This window comes from Mangrovibacterium sp. (assembly GCF_041596335.1).
Taxonomy (GTDB): domain Bacteria; phylum Bacteroidota; class Bacteroidia; order Bacteroidales; family Prolixibacteraceae; genus Mangrovibacterium.
In genome coordinates, this window is the sequence record NZ_JBFHIT010000045.1 from 1 (window position 1) to 20,272 (window position 20,272).

15 protein-coding genes are annotated in these 20,272 nt (G+C 44.8%); 4 read left to right on the top strand and 11 right to left on the bottom strand.

Going from position 1 to position 20,272, the window contains the following annotated elements; translation table 11 throughout:
* Nucleotides 1–219: 219 nt before the first annotated feature.
* The 7 genes from ABZD21_RS14575 to ABZD21_RS14605 form a co-directional block, all read right to left on the bottom strand.
* A complete protein-coding gene (locus ABZD21_RS14575; protein WP_372775794.1) occupies nt 220–630 on the bottom strand; it encodes a hypothetical protein in 411 nt (136 codons plus the stop codon).
* 129 nt (nt 631–759) lie between these two features.
* Nucleotides 760–1,212, bottom strand: coding sequence for a retropepsin-like aspartic protease (locus ABZD21_RS14580; RefSeq protein ID WP_372775795.1), 453 nt, complete (start codon nt 1,210–1,212; stop codon nt 760–762).
* A gap of 196 nt (nt 1,213–1,408) precedes the next feature.
* Nucleotides 1,409–2,329 carry a malate dehydrogenase gene (gene mdh, locus ABZD21_RS14585; protein ID WP_372775796.1) on the bottom strand — a complete coding sequence of 307 codons (921 nt, stop codon included), beginning with the start codon at nt 2,327–2,329 and terminating at the stop codon, nt 1,409–1,411.
* Between the two features lie 156 nt (nt 2,330–2,485).
* On the bottom strand, nt 2,486–3,727 hold the full coding sequence (locus ABZD21_RS14590) for an efflux RND transporter periplasmic adaptor subunit (RefSeq protein WP_372775797.1): 1,242 nt from the start codon (nt 3,725–3,727) through the stop codon (nt 2,486–2,488).
* Between the two features lie 5 nt (nt 3,728–3,732).
* Nucleotides 3,733–5,214, bottom strand: a complete 1,482-nt coding sequence (locus tag ABZD21_RS14595) for a TolC family protein (RefSeq protein ID WP_372775798.1) — start codon at nt 5,212–5,214, stop codon at nt 3,733–3,735.
* A gap of 38 nt (nt 5,215–5,252) precedes the next feature.
* Nucleotides 5,253–6,623, bottom strand: a complete 1,371-nt coding sequence (locus ABZD21_RS14600) for an ABC transporter permease (protein WP_372775799.1) — start codon at nt 6,621–6,623, stop codon at nt 5,253–5,255.
* Nucleotides 6,624–6,644: 21 nt separating this feature from the next.
* Nucleotides 6,645–8,024 carry an efflux RND transporter periplasmic adaptor subunit gene (locus ABZD21_RS14605; RefSeq protein WP_372775800.1) on the bottom strand — a complete coding sequence of 460 codons (1,380 nt, stop codon included), beginning with the start codon at nt 8,022–8,024 and terminating at the stop codon, nt 6,645–6,647.
* A gap of 294 nt (nt 8,025–8,318) precedes the next feature.
* On the opposite strand from ABZD21_RS14605, the gene ABZD21_RS14610 reads away from it, so the two are divergent.
* On the top strand, nt 8,319–9,290 hold the full coding sequence (locus ABZD21_RS14610; protein WP_372775801.1) for a hypothetical protein: 972 nt from the start codon (nt 8,319–8,321) through the stop codon (nt 9,288–9,290).
* Between the two features lie 61 nt (nt 9,291–9,351).
* On the opposite strand, the gene glmM is transcribed toward ABZD21_RS14610, so the two are convergent.
* From glmM to ABZD21_RS14625, 3 genes are all read right to left on the bottom strand, one after another.
* Nucleotides 9,352–10,737 carry a phosphoglucosamine mutase gene (gene glmM / locus ABZD21_RS14615; RefSeq protein ID WP_372775802.1) on the bottom strand — a complete coding sequence of 462 codons (1,386 nt, stop codon included), beginning with the start codon at nt 10,735–10,737 and terminating at the stop codon, nt 9,352–9,354.
* Between the two features lie 23 nt (nt 10,738–10,760).
* A complete protein-coding gene (locus ABZD21_RS14620; protein ID WP_372775803.1) occupies nt 10,761–12,242 on the bottom strand; it encodes a glutamine synthetase family protein in 1,482 nt (493 codons plus the stop codon).
* Between the two features lie 125 nt (nt 12,243–12,367).
* Nucleotides 12,368–15,406, bottom strand: coding sequence for a valine--tRNA ligase (locus tag ABZD21_RS14625; protein WP_372775804.1), 3,039 nt, complete (start codon nt 15,404–15,406; stop codon nt 12,368–12,370).
* Between the two features lie 379 nt (nt 15,407–15,785).
* On the opposite strand from ABZD21_RS14625, the gene ABZD21_RS14630 reads away from it, so the two are divergent.
* The 3 genes from ABZD21_RS14630 (at nt 15,786) to ABZD21_RS14640 (ending at nt 19,601) form a co-directional block, all read left to right on the top strand.
* Nucleotides 15,786–16,607 carry a TIGR02757 family protein gene (locus tag ABZD21_RS14630; RefSeq protein ID WP_372775805.1) on the top strand — a complete coding sequence of 274 codons (822 nt, stop codon included), beginning with the start codon at nt 15,786–15,788 and terminating at the stop codon, nt 16,605–16,607.
* A 258-nt stretch (nt 16,608–16,865) separates the two neighbouring features.
* Complete coding sequence (locus tag ABZD21_RS14635) at nt 16,866–18,713, top strand: LTA synthase family protein (RefSeq protein WP_372775806.1); 1,848 nt, start codon at nt 16,866–16,868, stop codon at nt 18,711–18,713.
* Nucleotides 18,714–18,716: 3 nt separating this feature from the next.
* A complete protein-coding gene (locus ABZD21_RS14640) occupies nt 18,717–19,601 on the top strand; it encodes a diacylglycerol kinase family protein (RefSeq protein WP_372775807.1) in 885 nt (294 codons plus the stop codon).
* A 332-nt stretch (nt 19,602–19,933) separates the two neighbouring features.
* On the opposite strand, the gene ABZD21_RS14645 is transcribed toward ABZD21_RS14640, so the two are convergent.
* Nucleotides 19,934–20,131: a hypothetical protein gene (locus tag ABZD21_RS14645; RefSeq protein ID WP_372775808.1), complete on the bottom strand. Its 198-nt coding sequence runs from the start codon at nt 20,129–20,131 to the stop codon at nt 19,934–19,936.
* Nucleotides 20,132–20,272 lie beyond the last annotated feature (141 nt).

The window sequence follows — 20,272 nt, forward strand, 5'->3', positions numbered from 1 at the left end:
CGCATCTTTTTCAACTTTGCGGGCTACAAATGTAAAGGCGAGCTGGTAAGCGCAAACCAATGCCAGCAGAATGGCAAAAGTTCTGATTAATCCTTTGTTTTGCATGAGTTATAAAATTTAAATCTATTGTTTGTTTTGAATCGTATTGCTATTGAATTCGGGCAGACGGAATCCTTCCGGGAAGGAGCTTGGCTTATAAGCCTGGAAGCCCACGAAAAATTAAGCTGAGGCAGAGCTGTCGTCGGGTGTGGTTTGGTGACAACAGTTGAATTTCATGAAATGAGCAGAAAGCAGAAAAGGGTTTTGCCGGTTAAAGCTGTCGGCCTTTAGAAGGTGGAAAGCCCTGTGGTTATGCCATTCAGCCATTAGTTGGTTGCGGGTTCCGGCAAATACCAGTCCGGAGAAAAGCTTGTCGGCTCCGTTAATTAGTTTAAAAGTGCTTGCGGGAGTTACACAGAATCCATTGGTGCTCATCATGATCTGTGATGATTGAGACCGTTGGTTCATTTGCTCAGCCAATGTTTCCGAGCCTTGGTGATAAGCGTCAAATAATACAGCCGAAAGCACCATGATTGCGAAAAGCAACAGGCGGAAAATTAGTTTTCGGGTGATGTATTTTTTTACGGTCATCAATGTTGTTTCAAATGGTAAACGCTGAATAAAACAGCCTTTTAGATATTTTTAACAGTCGGCAAATATATTCATTTTTGGATAAAGACCACCTGACGCCAGTCTATTTTATAACAGATTTTACGGGCGTTATTTATGGTTTGGCTTTGTTTGAAACGAAATGATTTTATTTCCATAGTCAATCCGACAGCCATAATTGGCTAAAACATCACTGCCAAGCAGCCCGGCCACGCGTTTGTCGTGGTATTTTTGGTAAATTTCGTTTACATGTTTCAGGTCGATAAGAGCCACTTTTAGATTTTTAATTTTCAGGTTTCCAAAATGTAGTTTCGAAATGTTCCCAACTTTAGTGTCTACCATTCCTTCACTAATTCCGGCGCTCTGGTATTGCTGTTTGCCGGTTTCAACAACTTCGGTATAGTAGTCGGTTTGGTTTCGGTCGAATACCGTTTTTGAGGCGCCGGTGTCGACAATCCACCAGGCTTCTTGTCCGTCAGAAAGACGACTTTTCAGCATCAGGTGGTAGTTGTGTTCTTCCAATTCTACCAGTTCTATTGACAATTCAATCGATTTGCGAAACATGTGTTTTGAAATTTTGAATGTGTGGGCATCCGGTGCAGGTAAAGATAATCGAATTCGTTAGTCGTTCATCTTTGTTTCACTCTGCTATTCCCCGGGGAACAAGGACGAATTTTAAGGTGAGAATATCATTTCAGGGCGAAAAAAAAGCCACCGCGCAGGCAGTGGCTTTTTCTCTATTGCATAATATGGTTTAAACTTACAATAATGCGTTTACGGCTTTTACACCTTCGGCACTTTCTGCCAGGTTTGCTTTTTCTGAATCTGATAATGAGATTTCAACAATTTTTTCAATCCCGTTTTTACCCAGAATACATGGTACGCCAAGTGAAATATCATTCAGTCCGTACTCACCTTCCAACAGGGCTGAGCAGGGGAACATTTTCTTTGAATCCAATGCAATGGCACGAACCAACTCAGAGACAGCAGCACCGGGAGCATACCAGGCACTTGTTCCGAGTAATTTGGTCAGGGTGGCGCCACCAACTTTAGTTGCTTCAACCACTTCAGCCATTTTTTCTTTTGTCAGGAATTCAGAAACAGGAACGCTGTTGCGAACTGCTTTTTCGATCAATGGCACCATTCCGGTATCAGAGTGTCCGCCAATTACCATGGCTTCAACATCCGACTGAGGACATTCCAGCGCTTCTGCTAAACGGAACTTGAAACGGGCGCTATCCAGTGCACCACCCATACCAATAATCCGGTTTTTAGGCAAGCCGGTTGCTTTGTGTGCCAGATAAGCCATTGTGTCCATTGGGTTACTAACCACAATCAGGATCACATTGGGCGAGTATTTGATCAGGTTTTCAGAAACTGTTTTTACGATGCCGGCATTAATGCCGATCAATTCTTCGCGAGTCATTCCCGGTTTACGGGGAATACCGCTGGTGATTACGGCAACATCACTATTCGCTGTTTTTGAATAATCACCTGTTGTTCCGGTAATTGTAGAGTCGAATCCGTTTAATGAGGCGGTTTGCATAAGGTCCATTGCTTTACCTTCGGCAAATCCTTCTTTAATATCGACAATTACGATTTCATCAGCAAAATCTTTAATGGCGATATATTCAGCACAACTTGCTCCTACAGCACCTGCACCAACTACTGTAACTTTCATAACTTATCTGTTTTTGAATTTTTATAGTTTTTTACGAACCAACAAAGATAAAATCTATTTTGGATTGGCCATTGTTTTTTAAGTCTTTTAGATGCTTGAATTTGTATTACGAGGGGTGTTTTGTTTCGGATGTTTCGCGTATCCTGATCTTTGGGTTTAGCTGCTGATTTCACCTGTCTCAGGCTGGCGAAGGAGTATTTTGTCTCCTTCATTCAATCCATTCAGAATAACCACATTTTCCTCGTCTTCGGCTCCCAGTACCACTGGTTGTTCCATGATTTTACCACTCCGTTTCAAGTAAACTACTCGCTCGGTTCCTTTACTGAAAACCGATTTCAAAGGGGCGAGCAACTGGTTGTTGCAATTGGCGAAAATAATGTCGTTGTTGCAGGCCATTCCCGGTTTCAGGTCGTTGTCCACCCGGTCGAAGCGGATAAGTACGAGGAAGACTTTCATGTCGAAACTGCTTTTTTCTTCGCCCATGTTTGCAATTTTAATCACCTTTCCGGTGAACACCTTGTTGGGCAGCGCGTCGACAACAATCCGGGCCGAGTCGCCAAGGTTTATTTTAGTAATTTCGATTTCTTTAATATAGGTTTCTACAATGGCCGATGACATGTCGGGGAGGGTGGCGAGTTGTGGTCTCCAGGAATATACCTGACTGTCTTTGGTGAGTTTTTTTCCGGTAAAATCTTCCCCGATCATTACAATGCCGTCTCCCGGAGAGTTTATCCGCAACGCAGCCATTGCCTTCTGGAACTTGCCGATGTCGTCGTTTAGACGGTTTGAGTTTGATTCGTATCTCGAGATTCTGACTTTCTGCCGGTTTTCTTCCAACTGGTAATCGCGTTTGGCTTTATCGAGCAGGATTTGTGCTTTTTGGTAGGCCATCTTGGCTTTTCGCTGCTCGGCTCCCGATTCAAATTTCGACATGTCGAGGTCGATTTGCTTATATTGTAACTCGAGAAAGGCGTTGTAAATATCTTCCCGTTTAGCCGTTAAGGTCACTGTGCTGTCGATAACCGCATTTATCAGGTCCGAATCAGTTTTTTCCTTTTCAGTTTTCCGTTCGCGCATGTTATTCATTAGTTCACTGGGGTCGAGTTGGGCAATGAAATCACCTTTTTTTACTTGCTTGCCAGCTGCAATCAGCTCGGTTATTTTGTATCTCCAAACCCGCAGCTGGTAATCCTGCAGTACATCTGCCAATTCAATAGGGATCGATTTTTCACCGTGAACTTCACCACGGCCGGAAATTGAAGCGACCAGATTACCTCGCGAAATTGTGCAGGTATCGCTGGTTTCGGTGCTGTTAAAAACAACGACAAGCCCAACCAAAACCAAAACAGATAGTGCTGCCAATCCTCCAATAATTTGTAATCGCTTATTTTGTTTCATTGGGCTTATTTTTTGAGGATTTCGTCATATTCGGCTGTTAGTGTTTCGTTTTTTACAAAATCGAAAAGGGTTTTCATCCGCAGGGTATAGTAGTAGTTCCAATATTTGCGGATTGCAGAGATGTGAGAGCGACGGGCGGTTTCCAGGTCTGCCCGTGCAATATTCAGTTTCACCACATCAACTTTTCCAATCAGGAAGCGTTGCAAAGCCACTTCGTACCCCTTGTTGGCGACCGTGTCGGCCAGCCCCGCAGTTTTCACCTGTTCGGCTTGAAGATTGAACTCCAAAACATCCTGAAACAATTCCTGTTCAAAATCAATTCGGTCTTGTTCGACAGTTGCCCGCAGTACTTCGCGCGTATATTGAGCCATCTGGTAGCGGCCTTTGTTGCTGCCCCAATCAACAATCGGGATGCTCAGCCCGACTTGTACGATCTGCCGATCTCCCGGATTATTGTAGACTGTAGCAAATTTGTCCGACGATTGATCTAAGCCGTATTCAGCATATATTCGGGTGTTGAAGCCGCTTTCAGCTTTTGCCTGAGCAACCGCTTCGTCCTGCTCGAGTAACTGTTGCTGATGGTAGAGGGTGATGTGATTGTTTTGCATTGCCTGTTCGATAGCGGTGGCTGCATCAATCTGAATGTCGGGAACCTCGTATGGCACGATGCAGCTAATTTTCGTGGCTTTGTCCAGACCAAGGAAAGAGTTCAGATCGGCTTGCGCACGCTGAATTTCCGAGTTCGACTCGTTTAGAGATTGTTTTGCCCTCAATAATTCCAGTTCCAGAGTTAACAGGTCATCCTGGGTAACGGTGCCAACCTGAAAGCGTCCCTTTCCCAAGCGGTAAAGCGTGTCGTTGCTGGCTAGTTTGTTTTGAGCAATTTTCAATTGTATCTGAGCATCAACAAGGTTGAAGAACTTGGTGGCCGCGGTAATCGAAAGCGATTCGAGCGATTCAATTAATTCCTTTTTCGCTTTTTCAAATTTCACTGGTTCAATTTTAGCTTCCCACTTTAGTGCATTGTACCCGGTTAAATATTGCTCGTAGCCAATGCTGATGGGCGTTGACTGGAAGCTTGTAGTTTCTGTACTCCCCATGTTTTTTACACGTCCCAAGTCTGTACTCACGAAGAAATTACCACCGGTAAGAGCAACATTCTGGTTGATTTCAAGGCTTACATCAGAGCTAAGGTATTTGCTTTGTACATATTCGTATTGGTTGGCGTCGAAGTCGTACTCGAGGTCACGACTTCGGTAAAAACTGACAGGTGTTGCCGACAGACTCAACGATGGCAGCCGGTCGGCTTTGTAGTAACGGTATTCCCAATAGCTTGCCCGGTACATGTTTTTAATGCGGAAAGCGTCGATGGAATTCAGCGAGGCCATCTCAATGACGTCTTCCAAACTCAGTTCCATAGGCTGGGGTTGAGCATAAGTCGGAAAGGCCATGAATACGATGAAGGATATGATTGCGATTCGTCTCATTGTTTTGGTTTTTGAAAATGGTTGAGGGTGTTCGTTTCTTATTGTCGCAATGATTCTATCGGATCTTTTTCGGCCGCCTGTTTGGCCGGCAAATATCCGAACGATATGCCGACAATTGCCGAAACGCCAAAAGCGACAAAGATGCTGAAGAATGAAATGATGGTTTTGATATCGAAGATGGCTGTAATGGTTTTTGTGAGCGCGATGCCGAAAAGGATTCCGATAATGCCACCTGAAACGCTGATGAGTGTTGACTCGGCCAAAAACTGCGCGATGATATCTTTTTTTGAAGCACCGATTGAAAGTCGCAGCCCGATTTCGCGGATACGTTCCAATACCGATGCCAGCATAATATTCATGATACCTATGCCACCAACGATGAGCGAAATTCCGGCAATAGCTCCCAGTACGACGTTGAAAATGTTTTTGGTGCGTTGCTGCTGTTTGAGCAACAATTCGGGGATTGTCACTTCAAAATCGTACAGGTCGGAGTGACGGCGCAGCAGCATTTTTTTGATGATATTGGCGGTGGCACTTAGCTGTTCAGTTTCTTTTACCTGGACAATTATTTTACTGAGCTGGTTGATGTTCGGGTCGCTGTCAATTTCGTCCTCACTTTGTTCCATTCCGCCAATAATGACAATTCCGTTTCCGCCCTTGTTGGAATTTACTTTCTCAACCTCGTCGGCGCGTATGAGCGAGCGGTCTTTAAAACGAAGAAGCAATGTTTGGATGGGAACGAAAATTTTATTGTCGGAACTGCTGATTCCCATTTCGTCGGAAGCAGAGGCGGTAAAGTCGCGGCGTTCGGCAACACCAATAATTTGTAGCCAGATTTTTCCGCACTTGATGTATTTCCCGATCGGGTTGTCTTGTTTGAAAAACACTTCGCGAACATTGTCGCCGATAATACAAACCGGCTGGCCGGCCTGGTCCTGGAATTGGTTGAAGAGCTGCCCGCTTTGCAGATTGATGTTGAAAAGCTCGAAGTAGGTTTGATTGGTGCCTTCCAATACGATGGGTTTACTTTTACCATCGACCATCGCCGAGTAGTTGAACGATACGACCGGGCACACCTTGTCAACCGATGGAATGATAGCCCGGATCGCATCAACATCGAGCAGCGAAAGTCCTTTCGAGAATTTTTTCGTCGAGGTTTTGTCTTCCGAGTTGCCGCTGTTGTTGTCGCTTACCGTTAATTCGGATGGTGTAACGACAATGTTGTTGACACCAACCATTTTTATTTGCTCCAGAATTTCCTGCTCGGCTCCGTTTCCGATGGCCATCATGCTGATAACCGCCGCTACCCCGAAAATAATGCCCAATGCGGTCAGTAACGATTTCACCTTGTTGGTAATAATCGACTCGATGGCAATGCCAATGTCGTGCAGGTATTTGTTGATAATCATAGTCGCTGAGTTTTAGTTTGGTTACTGAATAATTCTGACTCTTCCGGGCATCCCTGCAGGGATTCCTGTTAGTTTCTCCGTTTTCTTCTTTTCAGCTTCCACTTGTGCTTCCTCTGCTTTCTTTTTGAGCTCTTCTTTTTCCTGTTTCATTTCCTGGTAAATCTCCAACCCTTGCAATGGTAGGTCGTTGCCATGTTCAGGCTCATTCAGACATACAATATCGCCTTCCTCTAAACCTTTGGCAACGATCACATAATTTTCGTTCGATTCGCCCAGCTTGACGATTTGACGGACAAGGTTTCCATTGTCCAGGTAGACAAATTGAAGGCTGTCGTTTTCGAAAACTACATCGAGCGGAATATTCAAGGTGTCTCTATATAAATTGGTGTACACCACATTGCTGGTGGTCATGGCAGGTTTTAAGTCTTTGTCAACGCCAAAAACTTTAATTTTCACTTCGAACACTTTGGCATCGCTGTTGGGCATGGTTTGACCAATGTTGGCGATGCTTGTAACCTCACCACTCATATTTTTGTCGGGGAACGCGTCAATCCCAATTTCAACTTTTTGCCCTTCTTTTACTTTCGAAATGTCAATCTCGTTGATATAGGTTCGCGATATGAGGTTTGTCATGTCGGGGATTGTGGCAACCGAGCCGTTGGCACTAACTTCCGAGCCAACTTTGGTGATTCCCCAGGGGTTTTTAATGTAGGTGACGATGCCCGACTTTGGCGATGTGATGGTGAGCGAATTGAATAACTCTTCCAAGCCTTCGAAGCGTTCCTTTAATTGTCGGAAGTTGATAAATTGTCGGTTGACCTTGTTTTCTTCCTGTTGCTTTTTCAGTTCGTAGGCTTTTTTCTCCTGTTCAAACTTGCGCTCGGCTTTATTGCTATCCATTTGCGCTTTTTTCTGAATGGAGGGCGATTCGTAAATTGATTCTTTGACAATGATATCTTTCTCCTCCATGTCGAGTTTGGCGTTGGTGATGGCATCGCGCTGGTTCGATAGGTTCAGGTTCGAGTCTATTTTGGCATCCTGATACTCGGAGTAGGCTTTGTCCATTTCGTCCTGAACGGATTTAACTTGTGTTTGAACGGCTTCCGGATCAAGCCGGGCAACGAAGTCGCCGGAGTCAACATAGGTTCCTTCTTCCACCAGCTCGGTGATTTTTAAACTCCAGATTCGCAGACTTCGGTCTGATAGTTTTGGCGGACCCGGAATGTTTTCTTTGTTTGCCGATTCTATTTGGCCGGACGAATATATTTTCACCAGAAAATCGCCGCGTTGCACTTTTGTTGTGAGAATGGTATCGCTGTTTTTGTTGGATCGAAGGGTAAAGATCAGTATCAATAGAACGAGGGGAATTAGTAAAAGGAGATAGTGTTTTTTGTTTTTCATAATGGGTTCGTCGTGATTTATTTAGGTTTTAGTGTATCAGGCTGTTAAAGTTATGCAATCAAAAACTTTATATGGCTATATCTTTATGTTGTTTGACTGAGCTTAACATTTTTTGTGATTTAAATTTTAAATCAGCTAAGTGTTTGGGCGAGATGAATCGGGCGAGTTGTTTAAATAAAAGGTGAAGGAAATAAACTCATGGGAAATTCATTCCGTTTTCTGGAATGATTAAACATTTGTGCGTTTTGCTAAACAAACCAATGCGTTTGTCCGTTTTCTTTAAAAAGTAAAACAATGAAACATTCAATTCTACTATTCCTTTTCTTGTCTCTTGGTTTTATACTTGAGGCGCAAGAAAAAATAGATGTTCAACTCGAAGAGAAAACAATGTCGAAGGGACAGCAAATGGCTGTTGTGGTTGTAATCCCTGAATCGACGACTAAAGATGTCGATCCAATCTGGAAACGGTATATCAATAACAGAAGTTTAAGTGAACGTTTTGGAAACCTGTCCACCTCGGTTGGTAATATTTTCAAAAACGACGAAGCCAAAGTTGGTCGGGATAAATTAAAGGTCGAGAAAAAAGGAGACGAATGGTACGTCAGGGCAATCGATGTGTATAGTATCTCAGATCACAAGCTTGATGTTTATGCCCGTGTGTCCGATTCGCCCGATGGATGCCGGTTTGCGGCATTCTTTGAGTACACCGATTCTGTTTTTATCAACCAATCAAACGCCGGGGAAGAACGTCTTTTGAATATGAAGAGTTTCATCCGTAGTTTTGCTGTGGAAGTGTACCAGAGTGTCGTCGACGATCAAATAAAAGAAGCCGAAAAAGTTTTGTCGGGTGAAGAAAAAAGCCTGAGGAAAATTGAATCAAATAGCCGGAGGGAAAACAGGGCAATTTCTGGCTACCAGGTCGATATTCAAGAGTACGAGGCTGAAATTCGAGGGATTGAAAATGAAATAGGGCAGACCGATGCGAGAATTGCGATAGAAAAGGGCGAATTTGCGTTAATGTCGAAAAAAACGCCAGCGTATGATGCGATGAAAGTTCAACTCAAAGAATTATCGAAGGCAAAATCAAAAAAGTACAAACAAATAAAATCGTATAGAAAAAAGATAGCGGGCAAAGAAGGAGACATAAAATCTTCGAATACTAAGATTAGTCAGAACCTTGTTCGGGAGATGACTCAGCAAAAAATGATTCAGGAAAAGGAAAAAATTGTGGCTGATTTGGAGGCCAAAAAACAGAATATTCGATAAAAAATAAGGGCATCAAAAGAAAAAGGATCCGATCAATTAACCCTGATCGGATCCTTTTTAATTATCCAATAAGACTTTTGATGTCCTGAATGATGCTTTGAGCCAGTTGGTCGGCTTCGGCCATGGTGGGCGCTTCAGCATAAATGCGAATGATAGGTTCGGTATTTGACTTGCGAAGATGAACCCATTTGTTGGCAAAATCAATTTTCACACCATCAATATCGGTCACTTCTTCGTGCTGGTATTTTTCATACATTTTCACCAAAACGGCATCGACATCAATCTCGGGAGTCAATTCAATTTTATTTTTCGAGATGAAGAAGTCGGGATAGGTTTCGCGTAGTTCAGAACATTTCAATCCCGATTTGGCCAGTTGAGTCAGGAACAGCGCGATTCCAACCAGCGCGTCGCGCCCGTAATGGCTGGCCGGGTATATAATTCCTCCGTTTCCTTCGCCTCCGATAATGGCATTGGTTTCCCTCATTTTGTTGACCACATTCACTTCGCCAACAGCCGATGCAGCATAACTGCAACCGTACTTTTCGGTAACCACGCGCAGTGCCCGCGACGATGACATGTTGGAAACTGTATTTCCGGGTGTTTGTGCCAATACATAGTCGGCAATGGCGACCAGTGTGTATTCTTCGTTAAACATGCTTCCGTCCTCGCTGATAATTGAAAGGCGATCGACGTCGGGGTCGACAACAAAACACACATCCACATTTTTTTCCTGAACGATTCGGCAGGTTTCAACCAGATTTTCCGGAAGCGGTTCCGGTACGTGCGCAAACTCACCGGTAGGCTCTTCGTTTATCGGAACAATGTTTTTCACCCCCAATGCTTCAAGCAAAGCTGGAATGGCAATTCCCCCAACCGAGTTTACAGCATCGAAAGCCACGGAAAAATTCGCGGCTTGAACGGCAGCGGCATCAACCAGCTCCAGGTTTAGCACCTGACGCACATGCTCAGCAGTATAATCTTTTTCGCTCATGCTCCCCAAATCATCAACATCGGCAAACTCGAAGCTTTCCTCTTCGGCGTATTTTAAGATAGCAGCACCATCTTCAGCCGAAATAAATTCACCTTTCGCGTTCAGCAGTTTTAGAGCATTCCATTGTTTCGGGTTGTGGCTTGCTGTCAGGATGATTCCTCCGTCGGCCTGCTCGCCTGTTACGGCAATTTCGGTTGTTGGTGTGGTGGCCAGTCCCAAATTAACAACGTCGATCCCCATTCCCGAGAGGGTAGCGCAAACCAACGCGTTAACCATTTCTCCGCTAATGCGGGCGTCGCGGCCAACAACAACTTTTTGTTTCGCTGTTGAGGAAGCGCTTTTCAGCCACTTGGCATATGCGGCAGTAAATTTCACTACGTCGAGGGGAGAAAGCCCTTCGCTGGGTTTTCCACCAATTGTTCCGCGAATACCGGATATCGATTTTATTAAGGTCATTTTTTTTGAATGTTTTTTCGTGATTACATGAAATGCAAATAGCTTTCAACCAGCTTTATAAATTCCTGGTTTTCGCCATAAGTTTTGAAATTATTGATGAGCTCTTTGTCGTTGAATGAGCGCAAACGCTCAAGTGTGTGATCGATGATCTCTTGCGGGAAAACCTGATCGGCCTCAAAGAATTCTCTCTTCTTTTCCAGTTCATCCGCAGCATCCTCGCACGACTGAGGAAGGCTTGCGAAATCATGCGTTGTAGCTGGGTCGAAAAGATTTTCCTCTGTTTGGAGCGAATCAGCGGCTTTGACCGAATCGGTGTTTAGCAGTCCGGTAAGTACCGCCATGATTAGCGCTGCAGTTAAAAGGTAAGGGTTTGCTGATCCGTCGGGGCCACGATATTCCAGTGTTTGGCGAAAGCTGTGGTCCTCTGCTTTTTCACTTTGCCGATTGGCATGAGCCGACAACGATTCCATCCGATTCCATCCGAGCGGGACACGAATAAGGCACGAACGGTTTTGGATGCCCCAGCAAACGAAATTTGGTGTTTGCTGACTGCTCATCAGTCGCAGGTACGAAACCGGTGTCGAATTGGCGAAGGCACATAAGGCTGGTGCCAGTGCCAATATGCCGCTAATCATCTTTAAGCTGGTTGTGGTCAGCTTGTTTTGATCCATCAGGATGTTTTTTCCGGCGTGCTCCACAATGAAATGCATGTGTAGTCCGCTACCTGGTTGGTTAAGCGCAATTTTTGGAATGAAGGTCACATTCACCTGGTATTTCAAGCCCAGCATGCGTAAGATCCATTTCGCGACAGCGAGTTGGTCGGCAGCATCTTCCGGATCGCCAACCGAAAACTCAATTTCGTGCTGCTCGTAAAGCTTTTTATTATAGATAAAGTTACCCGTTTCAGCATGCCCGAATCGTACTTTTCCTCCGCAACGGGCAATTAGTTTTAGTGCTTCAATCCGCAGCTTTTCGTGAGCGGAATATGGTTCGGCGCTGTGATAGCCATTTTTCGAAACCAATGTTTTTTCATCGATATCGCTAATCACATAGTATTCCAGCTCGGCCATTACTTTGATGACCATTCCGGTTGATTTTTTGAATTGGTCGCGTGCCTTTTGTAAGATGTACACCGGTGAACTTTCCAGTGGTTTGCCATCCGGGGCATAAAAAGAACACAAAATATCGATGGATGGAATCTCGGAGAAGGGATTAATGAAGGCCGTTTTATAGCGGGGAACCAGATAGAGGTCGCTGTGATTAGGTGGCAAAAACGAGAAGATGCTGTTGCCATCAACCCGTTCGCCGGATGTTAAAATAATATCCAGCTCCTGGGTGCTGGTAACCATGAAGTTGATGGTTTTCAGCTTTCCGTCTTCAGCTGTGTAGCGAAAATTAACCATTTCAATCTGTCGTTCTTCAACATATCGGATCAAATCATCTTTCGTAAATTCAGCTGCTGGCTTTTGCAGGTATTGAACCAGTGGGTTTGGGTTTGTTAGCATGGCCTTTGAAATAAAATTAGCGAATCAAAAATAAACAGACTTTCGGAATTAATACCCCAAAGCCGGGAAAAAGAAAAGCCCTCTGAAAAACAGAAGGCTTAACGTATTTATTGCTTAGGTGTTGCTTATTTTAATTTGGCAATTTGTTCTTCCAAAACTTTAATTTTCGCTTCGGCATCGGCTTGTTTGGCCCGCTCTTTTGCCACAACAGCTTCAGGAGCGCCACTCACAAAGCGTTCGTTACTTAGTTTGCCGGCAACCGATTTAAGGAATCCTTTGGTGTATTTTAGTTCCTCTTCCAGTTTTTTCAGTTCTTCTTCCACATCAACCAAATCGCCAAGCGGAATAAAGAAAGTACTTGATTTGACATGGAATGAACCGGCGCCACTCAGCTCGGCATCAACCGTTGTAAATGCTGAGAGGTTGCCCAGCTTAGTTACAACAGCATCGAGATTCGGGGAGTAGCCTTTGTCGCCCGGAAGCACGGCAAGCTCCAGCGCATCTTTATTCGGAATGTTGTTTTTTGTGCGGATGTTCCGAATGCCGGAAACAGCCTCCTGCGCGTCTTCAAACTGTTGCAGGAAGTTTAGGTCGTAACCGGTTGATTTCGGCCAGCTGCTCACCATGATACTTTCGCCAACGGTGCGCTCTTTCAGTAATTGCCAGATTTCTTCGCTCACAAATGGCATGAATGGATGAATAAAACGCAATACTTCGTCGAAGATGTCCAACAATTCGGCATAGGTTTTTCCATCGATCGGTTGCTGGTAGGCCGGTTTTACAATCTCGAGCAACCAGCCGGAGAACTCATCGCGGACGCCCGTGTACGCGTTCATCAATGCATCAGAAATGCGGAACTTGTCGAAATGATCGTCTGTTTGCTCGATAATTCGGCTGAACTTCTGGCGGAACCAATCAATCGCTAGTTTCGAATGCTCGGGTTGAGGAATTGATTGGTCGACTTCCCACCCTTTAACCAAGCGGAACGAGTTCCATAGTTTTGTAACGAATCCGGCTCCCTGTTGCGGAAGGCTTTCGTCGAACAGCAAATCGCCACCAGCCGGTGAGCAAAGCATCATGCCCACGCGAACACCATCGGCACCATAAGTGGCAATCAGGTCGAGCGGATCAGGTGAATTCCCCAGCTGTTTCGACATTTTTCGGCCTAGCTTGTCGCGCACAATACCGGTGAAGTACACATTTTTGAAGCAGGGCTCCTGGCGGTACTCATAACCTGAAACAATCATACGGGCTACCCAGAAGAAAATGATATCCGGTCCGGTAACCAAGTCGTTGGTTGGGTAGTAATATTGAATTTCGTTGTTTTCGGGATTGTTGATGCCATCGAAAACAGAGATTGGCCAAAGCCAGCTCGAAAACCAGGTATCCAGACAGTCTTCATCCTGACGCAGATCCTCCGGTTTTAATTCGGGTTGTTTTTGCTGGGCCAGTTCCAATGCTTTCTCTGCTGTTTCGGCTACTACATAGCTTCCATCGGGAAGGTAGTAAGCCGGAATTTGGTGTCCCCACCACAGCTGTCGCGAGATGTTCCAGTCGCGGATGTTTTCCATCCAGTGGCGGTAGGTGTTTTTGAATTTCTCGGGAACAAATTTGATGATGTCGTCCATCACAGCATCCAGTGCCGGTTTCGCCAAATCTTCCATTTTCAGGAACCATTGGGTCGAGAGTTTTGGCTCAATCGGGACACCGGTACGTTCCGAACAACCTACTTTGTTGGTGTAGGTTTCGGTTTTTTCCATTAGATCGTTATCGGTCAATTCTTGCTCAATCTCCTTACGCACATCGAAACGGTCTTTTCCGTTGTAATGAAGTCCGTGGATATTCAGCGTACCGTTATCGTTGAAAATATCAATCGTCTCGAGTTGGTATTTTTCCCCCACCATAGAGTCATTTACATCATGTGCCGGAGTAACTTTCAAGCAGCCGGTACCGAATTCCATGTCAACATAGTCGTCTTCAATAACCGGAACGACACGGTTCACAATCGGAACAATCAATTTCTTTCCGCGAAGGTGAGCTGTTTTTGGGTCATTGGGGTTGATACACACGGCCACGTCACCAAAAATAGTCTCGGGACGGGTTGTGGCTACCACAGCATAATCAGCCCCATCAACTCCCCCGTGGGGGGAGCTTTCCAAAGCTGCTTTAATCGCTTCGAGCACGCTGTTGGTGTTGCCAGTCACTTCCTCATTGGTGAATCGGATAACCCGATAGCCCAGTTCGGTTAAAATTTCGGTCTTTAACTGATCCAGTTTTTGAATGTCGGGTTGGTTGTGATAGCCACCATCAACTTCAATAATCAATTTCTTTTTAAGCGAAATGAAGTCAACGATGATGTCATTGATTATGTGCTGTCTTCTGAATTTCTCGCCCAGTTGATTCCCGTGGAGCAATTCCCATAAGATACTTTCAGCTTCAGTCTGGTTTTTTCGCAGTTTTAGGGCGTTTGCTTTAAGCAGCTCATAGTCGGCTTTGCGCGCGGTTCTATATAGCGGCTCTTTCTTCCCCCCGGCGGGGGGATCGAGGGGGGCTATCTTGTAACGCAGGAAATAAAGCTTTCCGCTTTGTTCTTTGTGAATCACTTCTTCATCCGAAAGAGCCGTTTTGGCTGCCGGATCCCAGTTCACCATGCGTACTCCGCGATAAATCAACCCTTTACTGTACAGGTCTACAAATACTTTTAGCACCGATTCGCTGCGCTTTTCGTCCATCGTAAAGCATGTCCGATCCCAGTCGCACGAAGCACCAAGTTTTTTCAGCTGCTCCAAGATGATGCCGCCATGTTTATGGGTCCATTCCCAGGCATGTTCCAAAAATGCTTCACGAGTCAGATCCGATTTCGAGATTCCTTCATCCTTTAGTTTGGCAACTACTTTTGCTTCTGTTGCAATTGACGCGTGGTCGGTGCCGGGTACCCAACAAGCATTTTTTCCCAACATACGTGCACGGCGTGTCAGAATATCCTGAATGGTATTGTTGAGCATGTGACCCATGTGCAGCACTCCGGTAACGTTTGGTGGCGGAATGACAATTGTGTAAGGTTCACGCTCGTCGGGAACAGAGTGAAAAAAGCCCTGATCCATCCAGTATTTATACCATTTATCTTCAATTTCGGCCGGGTTGTACTTGCTTGGAATCTCCATTATGCTTAAATATTGTGTATTTCTATCTGATCTAAATTCGTTGAACTAGTTGACTTTGTGCCTCTTTTGCTTCTTTCAAACCAGAAAAGACGACTCCGTGAAAGCAACAAGTTGATCTGTTGCACTATTTCAGCCTGCAAAAATATAAAAGTTTGACAAATATGAAGTTATCGCCCTGTGTAACTTGACGCAGAAATGAACAGGGAATTTCAGTCGCAACTTTTGAGCGGTGCAAATGTTTAATCTGTAAAATGAAGGGGGAGAGATTTTTTCGTACGGGCGAACGAGCATTTTGCCGGTTCTCATCTTGTTGCTTGTGCAAATATATAATGCTCCCCGGGCTTATTCCAAATTTAAAATGACCATAAACGATGACCAAATGATACTGCCAAAACAGACTCCTAAAGTTCCCGGAAAGCTTTCGTTCGCTGAAATTTTTGACTTGCTGGAGGAAAAAGCGCGGCAATACAACCGTCCTGAATTTATTGCGACGGATCCGATTCAGATTCCGCGACAGTTTGGGCAAAAAGAGAATATTGAGATTGCCGGTTTTTTGGCAGCAACCATAGCATGGGGTCAGCGTCCGACGATTATTAAAAATGCGAACCGATTGATGGTCGGCATGGAACATGACCCGTATTCTTTTTTGATGAACACCGGTGAAAACGATTGGTCGCATTTTGCCGAATTCAAACATCGGACGTTTAATGGGGTCGATTGCCTCTTTTTTTTTAAATCGCTCAAAAATATTTACCAAAATTATGGTGGTCTGGAGGCGGTTTTTACTGACGGATTTTTAGCTGAAGGAACAGTTGCTGGAGCGCTGCGAAACTTTAGGCGTATTTTCTTCGAAGTCGATCATCAGAAACGATCGCAAAAACATATTTCGAATATTGATAGAGGAGCCTCCGCGAAACGCCTGAACATGTTTTTGCGATGGATGGTGCGAAAAGATGAAGCCGGCGTAGATTTTGGCATTTGGAACCGGATTCCCATGTCGGAATTGCTGCTGCCGCTCGATGTGCATACCAGCAGGCAGGCCCGGCAGTTGGGTTTGCTACACCGGAAGCAGGACGATTGGAGAGCTGTATTGGAAGTGTCGGAACGTTTGCGCGAATTCGATCCGGCAGATCCTGTCAAGTATGACTTTGCCCTATTCGGACTGGGAGCTTTCGAGTCGTCAGCATCACCATTTGGCTAGCCGGAGTGTTAATTCCCGTAAGCTACCGAGTTGTTTTTCGGACGGTGTTTTTTTTTAAATTTTGTTTCTTGAGTAGCCGCAACCCTTGAAAAGCGACTTGGGGTGAAGATGCCCGGTACACTTATTCATGGCTGCGATGAATAAGTGTGCATCTCCGGATTGACTCATTTTTCGAATCTTCTTGTTAAGAAATCCAAATCGACCTGCCTGCCCGCATTTATTTTGTAAATTTGCCGGTCGCACAGTAAAAAATGTTGAATGAGGAAAATTGTTGTCGCGTTTTTAAAATACTACCTGTTTTGGGTTCTTTTCCTAACCGCTTTTAAGGTATTCTTTGTTATTTATAATTATCAGTCGGTAGCTGATTTGCCGATCGCAGATTTTTTGGGGATTTTCCGTCACGGAATAAAAATGGATTGGTCGGTTGCCGGGTATTTCAGCATGATGCCGGGCTTGATCTTCGCCCTCGGTTTCCTTTTCACCGGAAAGTTTAGTTCTTATCTGTTGAACTATTATACGCTGGTGTCGTTGATTTTTCTGACGGTGCTAGGCCTGGCCGATGCAGGCCTTTATCCGGCGTGGGGGAGCAGGTTGAACGCGCTTTTGCTCATGTATCTGGAAACACCGGGAGGCATTTACGCATCAATGAGCTGGTGGCAGTTAATGCTTTTCCCAGTACTTTGGATTGGGATTGTTTGGCTCAGTTTCCGACTTTACAACCAATTGCTGCCGCGACAAAAACTTGCCGAACTGCGGATGAAGTGGTATGGTATTCCGGTTCTGGTTTTCCTCACAGCTGCCCTAATCATCCCAATTCGTGGCGGGTTCGATCGTGCTCCGATGAACCACAGCAATGTGTATTTTAGCGAACATTTAGAGGCCAATCAGTTTGCCTACAACTATTTTTGGAATTTCATGCATAGTGTCATGAAAAACAAAAAGTCGCAGGTTGAGGTGAACTATATGGCTCACGATAGCGCCAAGGCGATACTTGAAGCGCATGATAAAAATGGAGTTCCCGCACCTACGATTATTCACTCGGTTGAAGGGAACCCAACCAATGTTATTTTGGTTTTGCTTGAAAGCTTCTCGAATAAGATTATTGAACCGCTTGGGGGACTACCCGGTGTTACTCCCCGGATAAATGAGTTTTGCAATGAAGGCATCGCCTTTAAGTCGTTTTTCTCAACCGGAAACCGCTCGGATAAGGGCATCTCGGCGCTCATAGGCGGTCGTCCGTCGGATATGAGCCGAACCACTGTGTTGGCATTCCCCGACAAGATGAGCAAGTTGGATTATTTTCCGAAATATTTTGCCGATCATGGGTACAACATGTCGTTTTACTATGGTGGCGATGTGAATTTTTACAATACCCGGGCGGTGATGATTCAATCCGGAATCGATACCATCGTGTCGAAAACCGATTTTCCGTTCGAGCTGGCATTGAAACAGAAGTGGGGAGTACCCGACGAGTTTTTGTATGCCCGCATGTTCGACGATTTGAAGCGTGAGAAGGAACCGTTCTTCAGTATGGTTTACACGATTAGCAGTCATGAGCCATTCGATATTGAAGGGTATAACAGGTTTCCGGGAAACAATGTCCATGATAAATATTTGAATGTGGCTTCGTATGCCGACAGCTGCTTGGGTGTTTTTGTCGATTCGTTGAGAAAGACGCCATTCTGGGACAATACTTTGGTTGTTATTACGGCTGATCATACCTCGCTGGAACCGGGGCCAACGAATATTACCGAACCTGCTACCTATCGCATTCCGCTGATCTTGATTGGCGGAGTTGTGAAATCTCATTTTATTAGTGAGCAAATTGGTAATCAGAACGATTTTGGGCCAATGCTGGTCAAACAGTTTGGTTGGGACCACAAAAAAGATTTGCTGTCAAAGGATTTTCTGGTCGACGACAGTTATGCCTTTTATTTTCGGGGCGAGGGATGGGGTTTCATGTCGCCCGAAATGGGCTGGTTCATGAATGAAGACACCCGAACGCAGGATTTTTTCTATAATTACGCGCCGGCAAAAACCGATTCGGTGTTGAATTTTGCCAAGGCATACGTGCAATATTTGCACGACGGAAAAATTAACGAATAAGAAATGAAACGAATTTTCGAGTTTATTGTCAACCCGGTTGCCGGTCCTAAGGATAACATTAAGTATTTCAAGCAACTGAAAAGGAAGTTGAACGAGCGTGAGATCCCTTTTGATAGTAAGAAGACCAAGCGGGCTGGTCACGCTCCCAAGTTGGTTAAAAAGCGACTGTTGAATCCCGAGGCCGTTATGGCTTCAGTTGGTGGAGATGGTACATTCAACGAGGTGGCTTCGTTGTTGGTTGGCACATCCCGCAGTATGGCTCATATTCCAAGAGGGTCGGGCAATGGTCTGGCCCGGATGTTGAAAATCCCACACAGGGTTGGTCAAATTCCTGATTATCTGGAGCACGGAGTTGTTCGTGCAATTGATGTCGGCAAAATCAATAACGATTACTTTTTCTGTACCTGTGGTTTTGGTTTCGATGCTTTGATTGCGCACGATTTTAGTAATAGCACAACCCGCGGTTTTTGGACCTATGCACGCTCGGTGTTGACAAAATTCTGGAGTTACCGGGGGGTGGAAACCCGAATGATTTTGGACGGTGAAGAGATCAGTGGTCGTTTCTTTTCGGTGACCATTGCCAATGCCAATCAATATGGCAACGATGCTTTTATCGCTCCGCATGCCGACCTCCAGGATGGTTTGGTGGATGTAACTTTTATCCGTCCATTTCCGCTGATTATGGCTCCGGTGGTTGGAATGGCCTTAATGGGAAAATGGATTCACAAACTTCCTTACGTGCAAATGAGGCAGGTGAAAACAGTTGAAATTAGCCAGGTGTCTTCCTCTACTTATTTTCATTGCGACGGAGATGTATACGATGCCCAAATGCCGGTGAAAATAGGCGTGAATGAGAAGGCTTTAAACTTGTTGGTTCCTGAACATTGAGTTTGCTTCTGACTTGCAACTTCGGTTGAAAGCTCCGTTTACAAATTAGTTTTTTGCACGACGGTAGATCGCCGGGACAGAACCGCAGTAATTGGTTGTTTGGGTTCCTTTCGGTATATAATTAGGTGGTCACCTGTCTTCTCTTATAGCCCCCGATCCTTTCGTGCTATGGTCGGTTGAATAGCCGGGGGCGTGAAAAATCAAACGCGTATTTCAATCACGCGAGAACTAGCTTTCCTTCGGATTTTGGCATATAAATTATACACTCAACCTGAAGAAGAGGCAGCAGAATAAATTGAAAAGTTTAGGTGGGAATTGTGAACAGCGAGAGCTTAAATCTCTGCTTTGATGACTCTCATTGGTTCTGATCTCAAGGAATCATTCACGGAGAAAGCCTCAGTACTGGCATTTTGTTTCAAAAGATTATCGAACTTGTCTGCACTTTTCTCAGCATATGACCGTCGGTGCAAGCTGGCGTAAATGACGATGCCCGCTAAAATTGCCAAAATGTAAAAATCTCTTTTCTTCATAATTCATCGAATGCGCTAAGTCGCTCATTTTTTACGGGGTGCAAATGTAGAAAATACTAAATTCCCACAAAGTAAAATGGAAACAATTTTTCGATTCGTGTAAAAGTTACAGTAAGTGTTTGTTTTGCTTGGTTGGTGTAA

Excerpts from the sequence above, each read along its gene's own strand:
- ABZD21_RS14575 (WP_372775794.1), bottom strand. The coding sequence starts at position 630 with ATGACCGTAAAAAAATACATCACCCGAAAACTAATTTTCCGCCTGTTG.
- ABZD21_RS14580 (WP_372775795.1), bottom strand. The coding sequence starts at position 1,212 with ATGTTTCGCAAATCGATTGAATTGTCAATAGAACTGGTAGAATTGGAA.
- mdh (WP_372775796.1), bottom strand. The coding sequence starts at position 2,329 with ATGAAAGTTACAGTAGTTGGTGCAGGTGCTGTAGGAGCAAGTTGTGCT.
- ABZD21_RS14590 (WP_372775797.1), bottom strand. The coding sequence starts at position 3,727 with ATGAAACAAAATAAGCGATTACAAATTATTGGAGGATTGGCAGCACTA.
- ABZD21_RS14595 (WP_372775798.1), bottom strand. The coding sequence starts at position 5,214 with ATGAGACGAATCGCAATCATATCCTTCATCGTATTCATGGCCTTTCCG.
- ABZD21_RS14600 (WP_372775799.1), bottom strand. The coding sequence starts at position 6,623 with ATGATTATCAACAAATACCTGCACGACATTGGCATTGCCATCGAGTCG.
- ABZD21_RS14605 (WP_372775800.1), bottom strand. The coding sequence starts at position 8,024 with ATGAAAAACAAAAAACACTATCTCCTTTTACTAATTCCCCTCGTTCTA.
- ABZD21_RS14610 (WP_372775801.1), top strand. The coding sequence starts at position 8,319 with ATGAAACATTCAATTCTACTATTCCTTTTCTTGTCTCTTGGTTTTATA.
- glmM (WP_372775802.1), bottom strand. The coding sequence starts at position 10,737 with ATGACCTTAATAAAATCGATATCCGGTATTCGCGGAACAATTGGTGGA.
- ABZD21_RS14620 (WP_372775803.1), bottom strand. The coding sequence starts at position 12,242 with ATGCTAACAAACCCAAACCCACTGGTTCAATACCTGCAAAAGCCAGCA.
- ABZD21_RS14625 (WP_372775804.1), bottom strand. The coding sequence starts at position 15,406 with ATGGAGATTCCAAGCAAGTACAACCCGGCCGAAATTGAAGATAAATGG.
- ABZD21_RS14630 (WP_372775805.1), top strand. The coding sequence starts at position 15,786 with ATGATACTGCCAAAACAGACTCCTAAAGTTCCCGGAAAGCTTTCGTTC.
- ABZD21_RS14635 (WP_372775806.1), top strand. The coding sequence starts at position 16,866 with ATGAGGAAAATTGTTGTCGCGTTTTTAAAATACTACCTGTTTTGGGTT.
- ABZD21_RS14640 (WP_372775807.1), top strand. The coding sequence starts at position 18,717 with ATGAAACGAATTTTCGAGTTTATTGTCAACCCGGTTGCCGGTCCTAAG.
- ABZD21_RS14645 (WP_372775808.1), bottom strand. The coding sequence starts at position 20,131 with ATGAAGAAAAGAGATTTTTACATTTTGGCAATTTTAGCGGGCATCGTC.